General features: G+C 67.5%; 10 protein-coding genes. 9 read left to right on the top strand and 1 reads right to left on the bottom strand.

Going from position 1 to position 20,299, the window contains the following annotated elements:
- Positions 1–131 precede the first annotated feature (131 nt).
- Complete coding sequence (locus tag ABD743_RS02070) at positions 132–308, bottom strand: hypothetical protein (protein ID WP_344718171.1); 177 nt, start codon at positions 306–308, stop codon at positions 132–134.
- Between the two features lie 349 nt (positions 309–657).
- Between ABD743_RS02070 and ABD743_RS02065 the strand changes: the two genes are divergently transcribed.
- From ABD743_RS02065 to dpdD, 9 genes are all read left to right on the top strand, one after another.
- Positions 658–945, top strand: a complete 288-nt coding sequence (locus tag ABD743_RS02065; protein ID WP_344718169.1) for a hypothetical protein — start codon at positions 658–660, stop codon at positions 943–945.
- A gap of 1,778 nt (positions 946–2,723) precedes the next feature.
- Positions 2,724–5,978 carry a protein DpdE gene (dpdE, locus tag ABD743_RS02060; protein ID WP_344718167.1) on the top strand — a complete coding sequence of 1,085 codons (3,255 nt, stop codon included), beginning with the start codon at positions 2,724–2,726 and terminating at the stop codon, positions 5,976–5,978.
- 1 nt (position 5,979) lies between these two features.
- Positions 5,980–8,496, top strand: coding sequence for a protein DpdF (dpdF, locus tag ABD743_RS02055; protein WP_344718165.1), 2,517 nt, complete (start codon positions 5,980–5,982; stop codon positions 8,494–8,496).
- Complete coding sequence (gene dpdG / locus ABD743_RS02050; RefSeq protein WP_344718163.1) at positions 8,496–9,383, top strand: protein DpdG; 888 nt, start codon at positions 8,496–8,498, stop codon at positions 9,381–9,383. Before dpdF ends, dpdG begins: the two co-directional genes overlap by 1 nt.
- On the top strand, positions 9,380–12,445 hold the full coding sequence (dpdH, locus tag ABD743_RS02045) for a protein DpdH (RefSeq protein WP_344718161.1): 3,066 nt from the start codon (positions 9,380–9,382) through the stop codon (positions 12,443–12,445). Before dpdG ends, dpdH begins: the two co-directional genes overlap by 4 nt.
- Entirely contained in the window at positions 12,438–13,133 is a 696-nt protein-coding gene (locus ABD743_RS02040) for a hypothetical protein (protein ID WP_344718159.1), read from the top strand. Before dpdH ends, ABD743_RS02040 begins: the two co-directional genes overlap by 8 nt.
- The gene (dpdJ, locus tag ABD743_RS02035; protein WP_344718157.1) at positions 13,130–17,566 is read left to right on the top strand and encodes a protein DpdJ; all 4,437 of its coding nucleotides are present in this window, start codon (positions 13,130–13,132) and stop codon (positions 17,564–17,566) included. The genes ABD743_RS02040 and dpdJ overlap by 4 nt, the downstream gene beginning before the upstream one ends.
- Positions 17,563–18,087 (top strand): phospholipase D-like domain-containing protein DpdK, encoded by a 525-nt coding sequence (gene dpdK, locus ABD743_RS02030; protein ID WP_344718155.1) that lies wholly within the window; start codon positions 17,563–17,565, stop codon positions 18,085–18,087. The genes dpdJ and dpdK overlap by 4 nt, the downstream gene beginning before the upstream one ends.
- Positions 18,087–20,258 (top strand): protein DpdD, encoded by a 2,172-nt coding sequence (dpdD, locus tag ABD743_RS02025; protein WP_344718153.1) that lies wholly within the window; start codon positions 18,087–18,089, stop codon positions 20,256–20,258. Before dpdK ends, dpdD begins: the two co-directional genes overlap by 1 nt.
- Positions 20,259–20,299: the final 41 nt, after the last annotated feature.

Raw genomic sequence — 20,299 nt, 5'->3', positions numbered from 1 at the left:
AGGCGGTCGCGGTTGACGGTGCATTTCGCCTCGACGAGTTCTCCTGTGGTCTCGTCCCAGAGGTCGCTGTTGAGCGGCCTCGAGTTGCCAAGTGGGAGGGCGCGCAGGCTCCTAACCGGGTGGCCCTGGGACTACAGGTAGTCGCGGTAGCGGCCGACCAGGGTGGCTACGCGTCGATCCGCCTCGAAGGGCTCTCGATCAGGGCTAATGCAGGCCCGTTCGGTGTGCTGCTCCTCGATGGCGACGACGTCGACGATCGGACGAGATTCGGGTGTAAACGGCAGGTGTGGCAGGTCGACCGTGGGCATCGGCCTGGAATGGACCCACATGGAACGTTCGGCTCGGACGTGCTAAAGCTCTTGTCGACCATGGACGTCCGCCCTGATCAAGTCGACCTGCTCATGCCAGGGCGTGCCTCCGGTTAGATCGAACCGGTCGGGCTCCTCTACGACCCTTGCCTTGCCGTCATCTGCACCGACGACGATCTCCACCGGGTCGGCTTCAGCACCGTCGACCGCACGCTCTTTCCCGCTGCACGCGCACGATGGGCGTCGCTCGTCCCGCCGGGGTTCTGCACCGTCGACCCACGCGACCACGAGCAGGTCCGAGCCCTCATGACGGACGGGCTGCGCGTTTCCGCCCGCCGCGGCAACATAAATGGCGACCGATGTCCTGATCGAGTGGGTCAACACGGTCAAGGTGCGCGAGCCTATGCGGGTCTGTGAGGCGTTGCTCAAGGATTGCGCGCTCGATGCGGAGTCGCTAGCGGCGGAGGAGGACTGGGCACCCTTCTGCGGAGCGTCCGTGGGCTCCGACCAGTCTGCTTACGAGCTGATCGACCTCATCGACACGAAAGAGATGATCGTCCAGTGGCTGCTGCCACGGCTGAAACCCGCGCCGTTGCAACCCGTTGGTCAGACATCGGCCTGGTCGGCGACCGTGTAGACCTTGGCGACAGTGCGATCCAGATTTTGGTACTGAGGGTCGCCCTTCCGGAAGTGCTGCCCTTATACAAATGCTGACTATTGCCCGCTTCCTGCACTTCTGGGTGGAGTCAAGGATAATGGGGCAGCGCAAGTGCCGCCTCGTTGATACGGAGAATACATAGATTATCATCCTCGCCGATGATCAATCCTTCTCCTGGTTCCACGTCATCGAAATAAATCCTCGTGTCACTGTCAAGCAAGCTCGAGACAGTCATGCGAGAAGCAACGGAGTCGGAAGCCCTGATGATCCAGCGCTCCGAGTTGGTTGGTCCGCAGGCCTGCACTGTGGCCCAGAAATGCTGTCAGGGCATCGCCTTTCGGAGATTCTTATGGGCATTTAAAGGGCAGTTTGATGGCACATCGTAAAGAACAAAGTGGTCGACGCTGGGGGACGGCATTCGATCCATCACCTCTGCGGCAGATAGCACAACCGTCCAATCGTCAAACCAATTGGGAGATGCTCGTCTACGCCACCATCCTGCCGGTGGAGTGCTCGATGTCGGCAAACTGCTGGATCGTAGAGGGTTGTCCCAGCGAGGAAGGGGCAGTACATAAAAAACCGGCAAGCGTCGGGACACATAAGTGGTCAGCTGTGTCGTTTTGATCTTTAATCGGTGACTCTTGCCGGTCCATTCGGGTACCTTGACTCAAGGAGAATAAGTTTGCCTGGCTCGGTTATATGAGACCGCAATGAAACCTCGACATCCTCGCCGACGCTCGGCCACCATTGGTCTGCGCGAGGGAAGCGCGACGCTAAGTACAAGCCGGTCCAGTGCTCCAGAGTCTTCTCGGGCAGAGATCGCATCCGGCAATCATGCCCGACATGGTCAACTCAGGGGTTCCGGCCTTGACTCTGCGGCTGATTCCGCGGCAGGCTCGAACGGGCAGCAGAGGTTCACTCCTCGAGCGCGGCCTCGTACTCGGTGACGGGCTGCCGGTACCGGGTGCGGTCGCCGGCGTGGCCGCTCTCCTGGTCCTCGGGGTGCGAGTTTGTACGGCCGGTTGTCCCGGGCCATCCCACAGGTGGTGCAGGTCCAGTGGACGATCACTTCGTCGAAGCGCATTCACGGCTTTCCGGAGACCTCCTCGAAGGCCAGTTCGCCCCGGCTGCGCTCCACGTCCTTCGCCAGGTGGGTAAGGCCGAGGGCTCGCCGATGACGTCCCAGCCGTGCCCGTCACCCGAGCCTGCTTGCCGATGTGGTTGGCGGGGTCGGCGGTGACACCCCGGACGAGCACCGCGGCCTCGATGGCCTGTAGCGGCGCCGGCTCGGCCGGCGGAGCGCGGGGTCGTGCTTCGGCGCTGGCGGCGCAGCCAGTAACGCTGTCGAGCGAGTGTGCGACTACACATCGCGATCACGGTGGAGTCGGAGCGGGGTCTTCAGCGCAGCGGGCTTGGGGGTAAACAGTTGGTCGAGGTTATCCGCGTTTGCGAGACCTCTGACGCAGGTGAGGACCTCGAGGACGATGTTGCGGCTCCCTCCCAAGCGAGGCTAGTTGGGCGCGATCACGAGGACGCCTTGGCACTGGACATCGTCGCGTCGAGATGCAAGCAGGTCTCCGTTCGGAGGATCCGAGCCGAGCGGCACAAGTTTGCTATCGGACGACTTCGCACGGTGCCCAGTGCCTGCCGGGTTGGGACGTGGTTGACCCATCCGGGGGTTCAGCGCTCGGGAACATGGTCGGCGGGGAGGAGTCAGGTGCTTCGCGCGGAGCGGCCGAAGCCGCAATCCAGTCGCGGTGCCCGGGCTCGGTGTTTGCGTGATCGGCGTGGCTCTCGTGCGGTCGATCGTGGCTGCTGTGAATAGCCGCCGGTTGCAGGTGGGCGAGCACGTTTGGTGCGGTGCTCCCTACGGTTGGGGTCGCGTGCACGCGGTGCACACCGACGTGGTGGCGGTCGTGTTCTTCGAGTCTCCGGCACGGCCGGAGGCAATGACAGTCGGCCTGCCCGTTGATGCCGTGTTTCCGGGTGTGCTGGCGAAGCAGACCCGCGTGCACTGGGAGGACGATCAGCGCTGGTGGGCCGGCCGCATCGTCGGAGGGGACGGCTCGGCCGGCTACGCGGTGCGGATGCCCAACGCCCGGTACGACGTGCGGCTCTCCGCCCACCGACTGTATGTCCGCTGGTCGCAACCGGTCGCGGATCCCCTTGAGGTGCTGCTCGCGGGGGCCAACGAGAGCCCGTACTTCGCGGAGACTCGCCTGCCCTTCCTACAGGGCGTGATCGAGCAGCGGGCGGCGTGCTCGAGTATCCCGGCCATCCTGTCCAGCGCCGTGGAGTTGTATCCGCACCAACTCCAAGCCGTCCTGCAGGTAATGCGGGACCCCGTCGAACGTTACCTGCTTGCCGATGAGGTCGGTCTCGGCAAGACGATCGAGGCTGGTCTCCTCCTTCGGCAGTTCCTGCTGGATCACCCCACGGGGGCCGTGACCGTCCTGGCGCCCGACGCGCTGCGGCGGCAATGGCAGGACGAGCTGCGCGACAAGTTCTTCGTCGACGAGTTCCCGGCGGCCGCGTTGCGCATCGTGGCGCACGAGGCGCCGGAACGGTGGCTAGGCGCCACTACGCCGGGGTTGCTCGTCGTGGACGAGGCCCACCGCCTCGTCCACGGGGTGTCCGACCGACAGCAGGAGGCGCTGAGGCGACTGTGTCACCAGGTGCCACGACTGCTGCTGCTGTCGGCCACGCCGGTGCTCAACAACGAGAGCGCGTTCCTGCGCCTGCTCAACCTGCTGGACCCTGCGATCTACGATCTGTCCGACCTTGCCGGGTTCACGGCTCGCGTGCGAGCCCGCCACCGCATCGCCCAGGCGTTCCATGCACTGGATCCGGGGTTTCCGGAGACCGTTCCCTTTTACCTGGACACCATCCGCGCGGCCTTCCCGGGCGACGAGCGGCTCGCCAGCCTGATCGACGTCGTGGAGAAGTCCGCCGCCGATGAGTCCTCGGGTCTCGGCGAGGACATCGATGAACTGCGTCGCTACGTCAACGAGACCTACCGTCTGCACCGGCGGGTGATCCGGCACCGGCGCGCGCGGGTGCTTGTGGAGTCGTCATGCGGTCCAGACAGCCCTGAGTTCCAGGTGACCGGGCGGTCGGCGCCTCAGGCCCTCGTCCCGGACGACAACGTCGGCGACCAAGCCGAATTCTTCCTCGAAGACTGGCGGCAGGATGTGGTCCAACATCTGACCTACGTAGACGGCGAGGATGCGGTTGGCTACGAGGAGGTCTTCCAACTTCTCCTCGAGGCCGCACGGAACTCGCGTCGTCTCAGCTTGCTGATGCGGGCGCGCGTGGAGGGCGCGGCGTTCGACGGGCCGGACGCCGAGGTCGCGTCCGCGGAGCGGGACATCCTCCGGCGGCCGCCGCTGCTGCCTGCCGACGAGGTGCTGTTGGAGCGGCTTCGGGCTCTGCCGCACTTTGAGCAGTTCACGAGTCTGGTTCGGCTGCTGCGTCCGTTGTGGCGGCGGCACGGCAAGGTCGTCCTCTTCACCGCCGGCGCCGACTTCGGGCATGCGCTCGCGCGCGCGCTGGCCGGAACCTTTCCGGGTCTGACCGTGGCGGAGCATCTGGCCGACCAGACCGCTGCGGAACGGGACACCGCTCTCGCCGGGTGGGTGTCGGGCGAGGCGCGCGTGTTGGTGTGCGACTCGAGCGCGGAGGAGGGTCGCAACCTCCAGGCGGCCGACGCCATCATCCACCTGGATCTGCCCGCCTCGGTCAACCGGCTCGAGCAGCGCATCGGACGGGTCGATCGGCACGGTGAGGGCGCTGCTGCGGCGCAGTACGTTGTGGTGCCCGAATCGATCGATCTATCGTCGCGCGCCTGGTTCGAGCTCCTCTGCAACGGCTACCGGCTGTGGCAGGGATCCCTTGCAAGCCTGCAGTACGCCATCGAGGCCCTCAGGCCGCAGGTGGCGCGGGAGGCCCTGCTGCGCGGCGGCGAGGGGCTGACCGGGATGATCGACCGCGTCCGCGGTGAGCTCGACGAGCGGTTGACAGAAATCGCTGCCGAGGACGAGTTGGAGGCCTCGTTTCATCGCAGTTCCGGGTACAGCGACACAATGGCTCAACTTGATCGGGTAGAGGCAGCCTGGCCGGCCTTCGCCACAGCGGTCGACGACCTCGCGTTCCGCGCGGACGGCAGCCTGCAGTTGCAGCCCGTCGGGAATGGCGATACGGCCAGCCGCAGCTTCGGCCCGGGACAGCGCGCCCTGCTGACGGTCCAGCAGCTCGCCGGGGCAGTTCCGGGCACCTGGAACACGCCGGGCGCGTTTAACCGCACGGCCGCCCTGCGCCGGAAGGGACACCGCGTGCTGCGCTATGGCTCCCCGTTGGTGGACAGCTTGGCCTCCTGGGTGTGGATCGACGACCGCGGGCAGGCCAGCGCGTTGTGGCGCTTTTGCCCGAACCTGGCGGAGGAGCAGGTCTACCTGGCGTTCGACTACCTCGTCGAAGCAGACCTCGACGGCTGGGGCGGCAGCCTGGCACCGGATGAACGCCGAGCCCTGCGCCGGCGCCTGGACGGCTGGCTCGCGCCGTTCACGCACCGGGTGCACGTCGACGCGTGGTCGCGGCAGACGCCGGACCCCGCCACCGGCGCGCTGCTGCGACGCCGTTACGAACCCAGGCGGGGGGACGTCAACCTCAGCCCCGAACGGATCGGCAGGCTACATGATCTCTTCGGTGGCGAGCGAGCGTTCCGGACGGCGGTGACCGACGCGCATAAGGTCGCGCCGGCCTACCTCCAACGAGAACGCGGGGTGGACGAGGTCATCGAACGGGCAAGCCGTCGCGCCCGCCTGGAGATGCGCGACGAGATTGCGGCCCTGGCGGCACGGGGCGCCGCAGGCCTGCAGGATCGGGCGGGGGGCCTGACCGACGATCTGGTCGATCGGTTGTTGGAGGCGTGCCGACAGCCATCGACCCGGCTATACGCCGTGACGTGCATCGTGTTAAGCGGACAGCCTTTCGCCGCCGCGGGTGGGGCGTGACGTGCACACGACGCATGAGGCCCCGTGGGCGTGCATCGAAGCCGCTCTGGCCGGTGAAGCCGGCGAGGAATGCCGGCCGGGTCTGCCCGGCCCGCACCGTCGGCTCTCCGACGCCCTCGTGGCTGGCGCCGGCCACGCCGACCTGGCGGTGCTCATCCGGCACGTGCTGGGGTGGGAGGACTGCCGCGGAGGCTCCGGCCTGCGGGTCACGACACGGCCGGGGTTGCCGACCGCCGAGCCGCTCGATCGCGCAGGGATCGGGGTGACGCCGCTGACGGACGGCCGCCTGCTGCTGCAGCGGTTGCCGTGGACCGTGCCCGGAGACGAGACCGTGGATGTGGCCCGGGATCCTCTCGGCGAGGTGTACCGGGAGAAGGACTCCGAGCACTGCCGGGCCGACCCGCCCACCGCCGCGGACCCGTTCTGGACCTGCACTGTCGGCTACGACACCTACCGCAGCGCCGGGCATGCCCAGGCTGCGCGATCCGTGGCGACGGCGCCGCCAGGATCAACCCTGCTGCTCAACCTGCCCACCGGGACCGGCAAGACGTCGCTGGCGTTGGCCCCGGCCCTGCTGCGGTCACAGCACGCCGGGGTGACGGTGGTGATCGTCCCGACCGTGGTCCTCGCGCTCGACCAGGAACGCAGGGTGCGGGAGCTGATGCAGAGCCTGCACCATAGGCCGTCCCCATCCGGCCGTTACGCCTATCTCGGGGAGATGGACGACACCGAGAAACAGGCGATCCGGGACGCTGTCCGTTCCGGCGAGCAGCGCATCCTGTACACCTCGCCGGAGGCGTTCGTCACCGGGCTCGCCCCGGCCCTGCGCGACGCCGCGGACCGCGGGCATCTGCGCTACCTGGTGGTGGACGAGGCCCACATCGTGCACCAGTGGGGCTCGGGCTTCCGCCCGGACTTCCAACTGCTGGTGGGGCTGCAGCGGTCGCTCATCGCTCGCTCGGCGCCGGATGTCCGACCGGCCACCGTGCTGATGACCGGGACGCTCTCGCACGCCGCCGCCCGGACACTGCAGTTGCTGTTCGGCCGCACGGGCCCGTTTCGCGTTCTCAGCAGTGCCGGGCTTCGGGAGGAGCCCGAGTACTTCCTCACCTCATGGCCAAACGAGCAGGCGCGTTCTGAGGGGTTGGCTGACGTGCTGTGGCACGCGCCGCGACCTGCTGTCGTCTACGTCTCCACGCCCGATCAGGTCAGCGAGGTGCGGGCGGAATTGGGCCGGTGGGGTTTTCGGCGCCATGCCGGTGTCAGCGGCCGCAGCAGCGCCAAGGAGCGGCAGCACGTCGTCCACGGGTGGCGCGGGGACGAGCACGGGTCGCGGTACGACATCGTCGTCGCCACCTCGGCGTTTGGGCTCGGCGTCGACATCCCGGACGTGCGGACCGTGGTCCACGTGTGTGAGCCGGAGTCGCTCGACCGCTACTACCAGGAGGTGGGCCGGGGTGGACGCGACGGGGCGCCCACTGTCGGCTTCTACTTGTCGGCGCCCGAGGACCAGGGGCTCGGCGAGGCATTGGCTGAACTCAGAATTCTTCGCGTGAAGACGGCGCAGGGCCGCTGGGACGCGCTGCAGGCGACGTCCACGCTCGCCAACAACGGTCTGCTGCGGATGGACCTCGATACCCGCCCGCCTAACGTCATGGAGCCCGGACCGACCAACCGCGCGTGGAACATCCGCCTGCTGACGTTGCTGGCTCGCACTGGCGCGCTCAGCCTGCTCGCCGACGATGAGGGGCCGGAGAAGGGCGAGGAGCACGCGGACGTGGCTCCCAGCCGCCATCTGCTCGTCAATGTTCATCACGAGGTGGATTGGGCGAGTTACGACGAGGAACGGAAACGCACCCTGGCTGCGAGCGAAGACGGGCTCCGCCGGTTGCGTCGCCTTCGCACGACTCAGCGGTGCCTTGGCGAGGAACTGCACGACTACTACAGCTTCGAGGATGCCTGGGGACGCTCCCTCGTTCCGGCCTCGTGCCGGGGGTGCCCGTCGTGTCGTCGCGAGGGCCGGCCGCCACGGAAGGCGGCGGTCCCTCTGCCACCGGTGGCCGTCTGGGGGTCCGGAACGGTCCTGCAGCAGGCAATGCGGACGCTGATGCCCGGTGGTCAACTCGCGGTGCTGGTCGCCGGGGCCAACGCTGCGGACTATCGGCGTCGGGTCGTGGATCTGCTCGACCGTCTCGGCGCGGCAGGATTCACCCATGTCGTCGACGTCGACGGCGTCGTTGAGACGACAGATTGGCGGCGGTTGCAGCGCCAAGCTGGCGCCTCCCCGGTCCTTAGGTCGCGGGACGAGCCCAACCTGTGGCACCCGTCCGTGCCCACCGTGGTGGTCCTCGGTCCGGATCGTCGAGAAGGACCGGATCTCGACGAGTGCCGTTTGTACTACCCCTGTGTCGTCGTCCTGACGCCGCCCGGCAACACGGCTCCCGGTCGCCCGGGAACGCCGTGGCAAGACATGTACGGGCCGGCGATCACCGAAACGCGCGTCCTCGAGGAACTTTGATGCCGCTTCTCAACCCGCCGAACATCCTGCCCAAGGGGATGTTCCTCATCGCCCGCACCTTGCGGCACCACGGCAAGCCCGTCGAAAGGGCATCGTTGAAGGCCCTGCTGCAGCCGCCTAGCCTTCCGCTGCGCAAGGCAGGTACGAACACCTTCGACGCATCCCTGAAGGCACTGCGCGACCTTGGCTTGGCCCAAACCGACGGCTCTACTGTTACCTACAATGCAAAGGCGCCGGCGCCCGACGACATGGAAACCTTCTATGACGGGCTCTTGGCATGCATCATGAGCGACGCCGCCATAGGTGAGGAGGACGGCACGGCGCAGGAGGACTTGATGGCTGCCCTCGCCTGGTGGTGTGCTCAAGATCCACACGCCGAGCCCGTGGGCTGGGATCGGGTGCAAGAACTGCTCAGCCATGATATGGGCGCGACGTTCCAGTCCTTTCCGATCGGCAACAGCGTCCCCTGGTTGGCGTTCGGGCGATGGGCCGTTAGTCTGGGCTTCGCCGAGCAGCAATCGTTCGGAGAACCGGGCGGCCTGCGACTCATCCCAGACGTGACGCGCGCGCTCAAGCGTGCGGTCAGGATCTCCGGCCTCCATGGAACCGTCAGGGCCGATCAATTCCTCACGGTCGTCCGCGCCGAACTGCCCGTCGTCGACGGCGGCCGCCTGGCTATGCGGTGGCGGCCGACGTGGGACCTCCCACCGGGACGTCAGGCCGTCAGCGGGGCGATCGACCGGGCCCTCAGCCATGCGCTACTGCGGTGCGCGGAAGACGGACTGCTCGGCCTGCTGAGCCTTTCCGACGCCAGCAAGGTCACCCTGTCGGATGGCAACGCTGCGCACCCGATCAGCCACGTCGAGATCGGAGCCGATGACGCATGACCGCCAGGTCGTTCCCAGTGTGCTGGACCCGCGAGTTCGTCGCCGAGACCGTCAGCACGGAAGCAGTTCACGCCGATCGCGCAGTTTTCCTCGCCACGCACAGGCCGCTGCGCGTGCTGCAGTCGAGTTGGGATTCGGGGAAGACCGCGCGCGTGGTCGACGAGCAGCAAGTGTTCGACGACTTCATCGATCGTCGGCCGGTGGGCGGCGTCGTGCTGATGCCGGTCCTCGGCGAATCCGGAACGGGGAAATCCCACCTCGTCCGGTGGGTCTGGGAGCATCTTTCCGATACCCCGCAGCGGCGGGTCGTGTATCTGCCCAAGACCGGAACGAACCTTCCTGCGGTCGTGCGGGCCCTGCTCCTGGACCTGGAAGGGCCCTCGTTCGACGAGATCCGCACCCGGGTGTCGCGCACCACGGAGCGGTACGACCGGGAACGGTTGCCGTACGAGTTGCTGGCACGCTTGGCCATTGCCGTCAGGTTCCATCAGTCCGACACTCTGGACCCCGCGCAGCGGCCTCTCGTGAAGATGCTGACGAGCGACAAGGGCCTGCCCGCTCTACTCAACGACTACGAGTACAACCGGCATCTCGTCCGGCCCGACGGAGTCCTCTCGCGCCTGGCGAGCGAGATTCAGCGGGGCCGCCAGGAGGGCGAGCACGAGCGGCCCTTCGGGTTTACCGCCGAGGACCTCCGCCCCGCGGACATCAAGTCCGGCGACATGGGCGAGGCCGCGCGGAGGATCTTCCAGCAACTCCTTGGACTTCCGGAGTTGATCACCTGCGCTGCCGAGGTGCTCAACGCCAACCTCGACAAGGCGGTGTTGCGCCTGGCCGACCTCGGCGCCGGGCAGTTGCAGCAGGCGATGCTCGACATTCGGCGCGAGTTGTACGGCCGCGGCCAGGAGATCGTCCTGCTCGTCGAGGACTTCGCGGTCATCCAGGGCGTCCAAGGCGATCTGCTGGACGCAGTGAGCGAACCCGGGATCCGGGGGGGCCGCCAGGAGTTGGCGACCGTCCGGACCCTCCTCGCCGTCACTCCCGGCTACTACAAGGACAACATCCCGGAGACGTTCCGGACGCGGGCGATGGCGAGCGTCCCCTACTCCTACCAACTCGACGTCCCGATCGAGACCGACGGGGGGGTCGATGACCAGCATCTCGTCGACTTCGTCGGCCGCTATCTCAACGCGGCCCGGCTCGGCGCGGATGTGCTGCGCAGCGACATCAACGGTGACGGTGTGGTGCCCAACGCATGCCGGACCTGCACCGTGCAGTCTCGGTGTCACGTGGCGTTTGGCACGACCAGCGATGGTTTCGGGCTCTACCCCTACAGTCAGCGAGCGGTGGCTCGTGCCGTCCGGCTGTCGATGCCGCGCGACAGCATTGATTTCAATCCTCGCCGCATCCTCGGTCGGGTCGTCAGACACGTGCTCGACAACTACGACAGCGCTCTTCGGGCCGGCGAGTTCCCCTCGGAGGCGTTCCGGGGCGAGTTCGCGAAGGACGACCGGGGTGACCTGTCCGCAGCGCAGGCCGACTACCTGACACGGCAGGATCCGGAGCACGCCCGGCGCATCCCGCTGCTGGAGTTGTGGGGTACCGGCACCGTCGAGAACCTGCACGAGGGGATTCACGAGGCGTTCCGTCTGCCGCGACTGCCGGACGAGATGGTGAAGGCCGCTCGGGAACGCGCACCGGTCAGCGTCGATCCCACACCGGCAGGGGCCGGCACGAGGGACAGGGACGTCGCTGCGGCGAAGTTGGCTGTCGTCGATGAATGGCACCACGGTGGAATCCTGAGCCAGGCGGTGGCCAATGATTTGCGGCAGATCATCCGCGAAGCGATCGTGGCTCACGTCAACTGGGGGGACCTCGGCCTGGCCACCCCGACCGAGGCGACCCGCCGGTCGCTGCTCGTCGACCGACGCGGCAACGGCGTGATCATCGAAGGTGCCTACGGTGACCGCGACCTCGATGCGCCAAGCGCCGCGACGGTCGTGCTGAAGCGGGGTCCGGGCACCGCCACCCTTTTCCGGGCGCTGCTCGAGCGGAAGGCGCGCGGCACCTGGGACTTCCCGGGAGGCCCCGAGCAGCAGCGGCGCTTCACCCGCAAACTCGACGAGTGGGGCGCCACGATGGTCGACGCGGTTCGAGCGGATCTCGGCCTGGACCGCCCGGGCACGCTGCAGGCGGCGGTCGAGGTGTCCCTGCTCGGTGCGCGACTGCTCAACCTCGACGGCAGTCAAAGCCACACCACCGAGAAGATCTTGGACTGCCTGTTCAACGTCGCCGCCGACCGTGCCGCCCCCGACACCCCGCTGTACAAGGACGAGCAGGTGCGGTCGGAGACCTGGACGCGCGCGGCGCGCCGGCATGCGGGCGCCCGCAGCGCGGTGGTCACCCAGTTGCGGGGGATCGTCGGAGTGGCGCAGGGAGACGGCGGCGAGCAGTTGGTCGATGCGGAGACGCTGCGGCCGCTGCTCGCCATGGTGCGCACGACGTGGCGCGAGACGTCGGGCCTGGATCTGCCCGACTGGCTCGGCCGGCCCCACAAGAGCCTCGGCGCGGAACTGCAGGGTGCCGTTGAGGACCAGTGGGAGCGACTCCAGGGCCTCTGTCGGGAAGTCGAGGGCTATCTCGGCGACGACGACCCCGAGGAGATGATCTCGGCAGTAGAGGAGGCCCTCAGCTCCGCGCAGCAGGCCGTGCCCGGCGCGCTGGCCCTCGACCCGATGCAGGTCAAGGCAGACATGGTGCGCGCACGATCCTTCCCGTGGAAAGCGGTCCGCCAACTCGCCGAGGAATTCGCCGATAGCAACGGCGAGTCGCAGGGCGTCGAGACGTGGGCACGCAAGTTCGCGCTCGGGAGTGTGGACCGCGGGCCCAACATGCAGGAGATGCTGACGTTCCTTCGGAGTTACGGCAAGAGCCTCGACGCCGTTCGGAGAAGGACCGAACAGCAGTTGTCCGCGCAGCCGGAAAGCCCGGTCGACGAGTTGGAGCAGTTGCTCGACCAAGCCGAGCGGGCTGTCGCGATCTGGAGCGGTGCCGATGTCTGAGACGCTGCAACAGCAGGCCGTGGCCGTCCTGGAAAACTCCCGGCGGGTGCGGGCACACCGCACGGCGCTGCAGGACGCCCAACGGTTACGGGAGCGCACTGGGCAACTGAAGTCAGCACTCGCAGCGGCCGGGGCAGCAGCGCAGCAATGGGACGTCTACCGAGAGGAAGGGCTGGCGGTCAACGCGCTACCGCAACTCGAACCGCTCGTCGCGGCTCTGGCGAGCCTGCGTGCGATGCTGGGCCCGGACTCGTCGCCGCCGGACGAGGTGTTCGTCGATCTGCGCAACGCGCTGGCCGGCCTTCAACACCAACTTCGCGCCCGGCTGGACGAGGCGTGGCGGAGCCACACGACCAGCCGGGTGAACCAGGCGGGACTGGCGAGCGTGCATCTGCTCCCGCCGGCATCTCGGCAGGCGCTGGATAGCACGATGAACCGGATCGACGCCGCGACGAACGCCCCTCCGACGACGCTGGAGGGGATCCGCTCGTTCAACCGACTCGTCGCCGAGGTCGCGCAAAGGCTGGAGGCGACGCGGGTGCGCGAGCTTCCCCCGCACCTGAGCGCACTGCTGCGCGAGGTCAACGGTGGCGGCCTGCCGCTGAGTGAACTCACCGAGCAGGACTTGCGGGAGCTGAAGGAACGCGGGTTCGACCGGCACCTTCAGGTTCGCTGGGCCACAGCATGACCCCCGTCTCACCGCGCGAGCTCGGCGCCGTCCTCAATCGCATCGAGGATCTCGAACTGCCCCTGCTGTCGTGGGGCTACGTGGAGGGCGCGCTCGCCTCGGCGGAGGTCGCTGACGCCGTAGAGGGCGCATTGGCGGAGGTGTCGGCGAGCGCGACGGTGGAGGAGGCGCTGCAGACGCTGGAGGAGCGGGGTCTCCTCGTCGAGGTGGCCCCCGGGCGCTGGCGGTCGCGGCTGGCCGAGACCCTGCGCCTGGCGACGCATTTGCGGCAGCTGCTGGGAGACGGCAGCGGTGACTGGTGGCTACGCGGCCGTCGGCTCGTCGGTGACTTCCGGATCCATGTCGCGTCCCGTCGCTACCCAGATCGAGACCGGCCAGTGGCGGAGCTTCTCGACAGCCTGCAGCGGGTGGGTCCCCTGGGTGAGACGGCTCGGGCCGTCATCGGCAAGTACCTGCCCTCAGGCCAGGACCTCGCTAGGTTCCAGATCGATGCCGCGGTAGCCATACAAGCAGCATTGAAGACTGAGACAACGAAAGCCGTGATCGTCGCGGCCGGCACCGGCAGCGGCAAGACAATCGCTTTCTACTTGCCCGCCTTTGCCTGGATGGCGGAACATGGCGCACCGGCCGGGGATGTGCAGACGCTGGCGATCTATCCGCGGACTGAGCTGTTGAAGGATCAGGTGGGAGAGGCGCTGCGCAGCGCCCTTCAGTTCAGTGCCGTTCTCGCCGGGCGGGGTCGTCGTCCGCTGCGCATCGGCACGCTGTACGGCGACACCCCGTGGTCGGCGGCGCAGTTGGATCAAGCCTCCTATCTGCAGGAGGCGTGGCGTCGAGTGGGGGATGGGCGGCGCTGCCCCTACGCCGCCTGTCCGGATTGCCGTGGCGATCTGCTGTGGCGGGACCTAGACCGACGGGCCACGCCACCGCGGGAGCAGCTGTCGTGCGCGCGCTGCGGCACAATGGTCCCAGGTGAGGTGCTGGGCTTGACGCGTACTGCACTTGTTCAGCGGCCACCGGACGTGTTGTTCACGACGACGGAGATGCTCAACCGCGGCTCGTCAAGCCCCGAGTTGGGGAAGTTGCTCGGTTTCGCACCCGGTGGGTCTCGGCCGCGTCTGCTACTGCTGGATGAGGTTCACACCTACGAGGGCGTGCACGGCGCGCAGGTCGCGTTGTTGTTGCGGCGGTGGCGTCACGCTGTCGGCCGGCCGGTGACGGTGGTGGGATTGAGCGCCACCCTGCGAGACAGCGAGGCCTTCATGGCCGGGCTGGTCGGCATCCCCGAAAACGATGTGACGTTGGTCGAACCGCTTGATGAGGATCTGGTAGATGAGGGCCGCCAGTATCAGGTGGCTCTGCGCGGCGATCCCACTTCTGGGGCGAGTCTGCTGTCGACGACGATCCAGACGTCGATGTTGCTGGGACGGGCGCTGGACCCGCCTGGCGTTGCGGAGTCCTCCTTCGGCAGCAAGGGCTTCCTATTCACCGATGACCTCGATGTCACTAACCGGCTCTTCCACAACCTGCGGGATGCCGAAGGCGACGGGTGGATGGCTCGTCGGCGCTCCGGTCTGTTCAAGGTGCTGGCCAACCTGCGGTCCAGTCGCCTTCCTCAGCGCGGCAGGCGCGACGTCGACGGGCAGGTGTGGAGTCTCGCGGAGCGCATCGGCCACGAACTGCCGGGGACGTCACCGGCCCGCGGGTTGAGGATCAGCAAGACATCCTCTCAAGATCCGGGCGTCGCAGATTCCGCCGACCTGGTCGTCGCGACGGCTTCCCTTGACGTCGGTTTCAATGATCCGCGGGTGGGGTTGGTTCTGCAGCACAAGTCCCCGCGGGATGCAGCGCAGTTTCTGCAGCGGCGAGGCCGTGCCGGACGTACGCGCGCCGTCCGCCCGATAACCGTCGTCGTTCTCAGTGACTATGGGCGTGACCGGCTGACCTACCAGGCCTATGACCGGCTGTTCGATCCTGAGTTGATGCCTCGGTCGTTACCGGTGGACAACCGGTACGTGCTGCGGATGCAGGCCACCTTTGCGCTCAAGGACTGGCTGACTCGGCGACTGCAGTGGCGGGCCGACGCCGCGGAGGTTCTGGTCAAGCGCCGTGGGGAGAACCATCCGCAGCGGGAAGCCGTCGCGCGGTTGCTGGAGGACATCCTGACTGACGCGGTCACCCAGCAAGAGTTCGCGGAGTTCCTTCGCAGAGCGTTGCGTGTGGACGCCGAGGAGGTGCAGGCGCTGCTCTGGGATCCCCCCCGTGCGCTGCTGACCGCGGTCATCCCGACACTGCTGCGCCGGGCGAGGACGCAGTGGCGTGCGGTCGCGCCAGATCCGGGTGGAGAGGCAGCGAGGTTCGCCCCTGAGTTTGTTCCGGCCGCGCTGTTTGCTGAACTCAACCTGCCGGAGGTAGAACTCCTCCTCCCTGCCGGTCATCGCGGCGGCGTCGAGACGCGCATGCCGGTCCGGCAAGCGCTGGGTGAAGCAGTTCCGGGACGCATCAGCAAGCGGTTCGCCGTCCACTCCGGCGCGCAAACCACCTGGGTGCCCGTTCCCCTCGACGCCGCGCACGCCACCGTGGCGTTGTCGGAGTTCGTCGCCCAGGGCAGCGTCGAAGGCACCTGGACCGACGCCGCGACCGGCGAGCAGCGCTTGGTCGTGCGCCCGTACGCCATCCAGTTGGCTGACCCACCCCGCTCGCTCGCCGAGTCCTCCAACAGTCGCCCGGTGTGGTTCACCCAGGTTGAGACCATGGGGGACGACCCGGTCGAGGCGGTTATCCCCACGCCATGGTCACAGCACATCAGGGGTCTCACCGTCCACACCCACGCCAATCGTCGGCCCGTGGAGGTGCGCCGGTTCACTCCAGGCGCGCGGGCCCGACTTCGCTCGGCCAATCGGGGGTCTCGTGGAGCCCCGCCGCCGACGTTGAAGGTCAGCTACTCGGCACGCGGAGGTGAACCTGCTGCCCTCGGCTTTGCTCTGGACGTTGACGGTCTCAAGATCGTTGTGGGTCTTCCGTCGGTGGATGATCTGTTGGCGTCGCCCGGGTTGGTCACGCCGACGTGGATGTCGGCACGGTTTCGGCACCTCGTCGCCGCGGACGGGTCACTCGAGCCGTGGGCGGACGATTTCGCGCGCCCGTGGCTGGCCCAAGCGGTCGAGATTGCCATCGTGGCGCTTGCCTTGTCTGACGAGGCCAGTGTCGAGGAGTGCCGGGCGCGCCTCACTGAGGCCGCCCTCGTGGCCGCTATTAGACGTCTCACGGGAGCGGAAGGCGTCGCGGCCGGGGGCGAGGAGGATCCGGGCGCTGCCTCTGATGAGTCCCGCGATCTGCAGGCGCGTCTGGAGGAAGCGGTGGGCGTGGCGGCCGTGCGCGACGCGCTGGCCGCCCATGCGCAGGTTCTGCACCGGCCGCCGGTTCTTGACGATGCGCGGTTTGCTCAGCAAGTCATCGCCCGCACTGTAGGGGCCGCCGTACAACGCGCGTGCCTGACGTTGGCCGAGAACGCGCAAGACGATGATCTGCTACTCGACGTCATTGACGGCGATGGCGAGGCCATTCTGTGGCTGACCGAGTCGACGGTGGGCGGCGCGGGGGTCATCGAATCGATCGCCCGCCAGTACGCCGAGGATCCACGTCGGTTCTGGCGGCTTGCGTGGAGCGCGCTGAGCGCGGGGGAGTACGAGTGGGTCGACCAAGAGTTGTGCCGGCTCGTCGGTGAACTCGCCACCCGGCCCGGTGGACAGATCGCAGGTGCGGTCGGCGCGGTGAGGACGGCAGACACGGCGGAGGCGACGCGCGCGGCGCTGTCGCGCCTGCACCACCAGTTGCGCACCGCCGGATATGCGACCACTCATGCTCTGCTCGCCGCCGTTGCCGTCCGTGTGCTGCGCCCGGGCACCAATGCCCGCTTCGACCAGGCGCTGCATGCTGTTCTCCAGCGGTGGGAGCAGTGCAGCGCCGATCTCGGCTTCGAGATCGACGCGCGGGTGTGGGCGTCGCTGGCCGGCGAGGCGATGCCTGAGATCGCTGATGTGTTCCGTTACGCGGACCAGTTGTACTCCAGCCTGTGGCCGCGCGGCACGGAGGTCTTTCACCGGGACCTGCTGCACTACGCGCCCTATGTTGACCAGCGCCTTCCGCTGGACCGGCACCTGACCCTGGCTGTCCTTGGCGATCGGGCCAGCGAGGTATCGGTGCACGATACGGAGTGGAGAGCTGCACTGAGCCGGGTCATCATCGACACGGGAGTCGCTGACCTGTCTGCCCGGGCTGAATGCGCCGGCGACTTGAAGGTGGCGTTGCTCCAGTTGAGCGCGGAGGCGATCGACGCGGGATACATGCTGCTTCATCCGGTGGTGCGTGATACCAGGCGCGGTGCAGGTCGGATCACTGCTCGGCTTGAGTTGCGAGAGGCCGAGCAGTGAGCAGTCGCACCCTGCGTCGCGGGCACGCCCGCACGACCGATGATCTGCGCTCGCTGCTGCAGACGCTGTTCGTCGCCGAGTTGCTGCAGCCCACTCAGGAACTGTGGCTGATCAGCCCCTGGATCAGCGACATCGCGGTGATCGACAACGGTCATGGTGGATTTGGTGATTTGCACTCCGAGTGGGGTGCTCGTGACATCCGCCTGAGCGAGGTCCTTGCGCAACTGATGAGTGCCGGGACGCACGTCTACGTCGAGGTCCGGCCGGACGAGCGCAATGCGCGGTTCCTGCAGCGTCTGCAGTCGGCCGGTGCCGCCTCTGCTGCTCTGCACGTTCGGATTTCTGAGGTGCTGCACGAGAAGGGTTTGCTGTCTGACAGCTTTCTGCTGAGCGGATCGATGAACTTCACCTACAGCGGCGTGCGCCTGCTGGACGAACTGGTGCGGTATGACACTGGTCCGTCGGTGATCGCTGAGGCGCGACTGGCTTTTCGCGCTCGGTGGAACGGGGTGGCCGGGTAGTGGACGTCGCCCTCTTCCTGCAGCGCTGGTTCGGCGACGGCAACGACAGCAATCTGCCACCGGACTGGCAGGGCCGGCCTGACTTCGCAAAACTCCGGGCCTTCCTCGAGGATCTCGAGGTTGCCTCGGAGAGGCCGATCTTCCTGCCCCGCATCAACGGTTCGACCCGTCACGTCTACGCAGTCGCGTTCAAAGCCCCACAGAGCAGGCGACTCGTGGAGAGTCTCGCTGCCTTCGTCGGGCCCAGTTACAGCCACTTCGACCCGGTTCCCGCCGTCCTGCGGCGCGATGATCCGCTGGAGGGTGCTCTGCTGGATCTCGGCGCACAGGCGGTCTGGCGTCTGTCGGTGCCGGCGTCGACCTGGCAGCAGGCGTGGGCGGCTTTGAGCATGCTGCGTGCGAACTGGATCAGTCGGCCGTGGCGTGAGAGCGACGACCCGATGCCGATTGGGCGGCTGTTGCGGGACTTCCGGTTGGCTCTAGTCGCTGGTGACGCGGAGTTGTCGGCCCGCCATCTCGAGCAGATCGCCGCGTCCGGTGGGCTCGACGCCGCCAACGTCGCCTTCTTGAAGATCCGCCGCCTGGATGCCATCGGCAGTCGTGTCCGGGCGTTGGACTTGCCGGAGGTCGACGACGTCCTTCGGATGCGCCTTCCGAGTGGCGTGCGACAGATCCTGTTGGCAGCTGTGCATGACCGCTACTTGCAGGAGGCCAGCGTTCGCCTCGACACCGAGGCCGCAGTAGAGGCGCTGCGGGAGCATGCGCAGTACCTTGCCCTGCGCTCGGGGCCCCGAGTGGTGCATCAAGCGCAGGCTCTCGCCACGCTGCTGGTGCTAGACCGCCTGTATCCGACGGCGATTCCCCACCAGGTCGGTCCAGACCTGCACGATGACCCGTGGTTGGCGGCCCTCACCGGCACGCTGGCTCCACATGTGCAGGCAGCAGACGCCGCCCAACCGGACATCGCCGCTCTTCTGGACGAGGCGCGCTACGAAGAGGCGTGGCGGGCCCTCGACGCGATGGAGGACGGGCCCGTCCGGGACCGATTCGCGGTGCGGTGCTGCCTGGACATCAACGACCCCGAGCGTACCCGGGCGGTAGTGGAGCGCCTGAGTCGCCGCGACGGCTCCTACCTGGCGAGTGTGCTTCCGCACGCGTGGTTGCGGGAGGCGTGGCGGCGGCATGCCCAGGACTGCGCCGGGTACGCGACGGCGCCGTCGGGTTGGATCACGATGTTACAGCAAGCGGCCGCCGCAGCCCTCCTCCCGGCGGTGCTTGTCGGTCTTGAGGACCTCACCTCCGCCTGGCCCGATCCGGCGCGGCATGACGGGGACATCGCAGACGCGCTGGCCGCCTGCCCGCTCGACGGCCCGGGGTTGTCGCAGGTCCTCGACGTCCTGCCGATCCTGCTGCAGCGCATCGAGGCCGGGGAGGCGCCGAAGACCACCGGCACGGTGCTGCACCTGTTGATGTTGTCCGAGGAGTACTCGGCGGCGACTCTGTCGGCGCTGTCCCACGCTCTTCGGCTCTTCCTCGCCGCGGCTCCCGATCCGGGTACCTATCGGGAGGCGCTCGGTGCGCTGGCCGACATGAGCGCGCGCCTGGTGCAGGCCCGCACGGCCGACACCGTTCTCGACCTCGTCGACCTCATCGCCGCCGGCCCGGAGATCGACCCAGCCGCCCGGATCACCGGTTGTCAGGAGTTCCTGACCCGCCTGCGGGCCTTCGCCGGGCGACTCGACGCGGCACAGTTGGTACTCGCCACGACGCTGAGCGACGAGTTGCACACGGGCATCGCGTGGCCCACCACCTCTAATGCCGGCCCGCAGGCGAGCGAGCGGCGCGCACGGATAACGACGACGGTCCTGTTGTATAGCCTTCAAGATCATGTGCTTGCGCGGGTGAATAGTGCGCTTGACCGGCTCTTTCCTCGGATCACGGTTCACCTCAGCCGGGAGCTCGCAGGCAACAGTCGCCTCCGTGACCAGGCGAGAGCTAGCGACGTCGTGGTCATTGCGACGGCACGGGCGAGTCATGCAGCTACCACGTTCATCGAGCAGCACACTACTGGTGACGTTGTTTACCCGCGTGGTGCTGGGTCCGGCACTATGCTGGATGCCGCCGTGGAGGCGCTTATGCGCGATAAAGTGGACCGTCTTGACGCTGGTTGACGGAATGTGCGGACTCCTCCACGTCGGGGACTATCGTGCAG

The organism is Pseudonocardia yunnanensis, assembly GCF_039534065.1.
Classification (GTDB): Bacteria; Actinomycetota; Actinomycetes; order Mycobacteriales; family Pseudonocardiaceae; genus Pseudonocardia; species Pseudonocardia yunnanensis.
This window is presented reverse-complemented; position numbering and strand designations above follow the sequence as displayed.

Coding starts and splice junctions, on each gene's coding strand:
- ABD743_RS02070 (WP_344718171.1), bottom strand. CDS start 308: ATGCCCACGGTCGACCTGCCACACCTGCCGTTTACACCCGAATCTCGT.
- ABD743_RS02065 (WP_344718169.1), top strand. CDS start 658: ATGGCGACCGATGTCCTGATCGAGTGGGTCAACACGGTCAAGGTGCGC.
- dpdG (WP_344718163.1), top strand. CDS start 8,496: ATGCCGCTTCTCAACCCGCCGAACATCCTGCCCAAGGGGATGTTCCTC.
- dpdH (WP_344718161.1), top strand. CDS start 9,380: ATGACCGCCAGGTCGTTCCCAGTGTGCTGGACCCGCGAGTTCGTCGCC.
- ABD743_RS02040 (WP_344718159.1), top strand. CDS start 12,438: ATGTCTGAGACGCTGCAACAGCAGGCCGTGGCCGTCCTGGAAAACTCC.
- dpdJ (WP_344718157.1), top strand. CDS start 13,130: ATGACCCCCGTCTCACCGCGCGAGCTCGGCGCCGTCCTCAATCGCATC.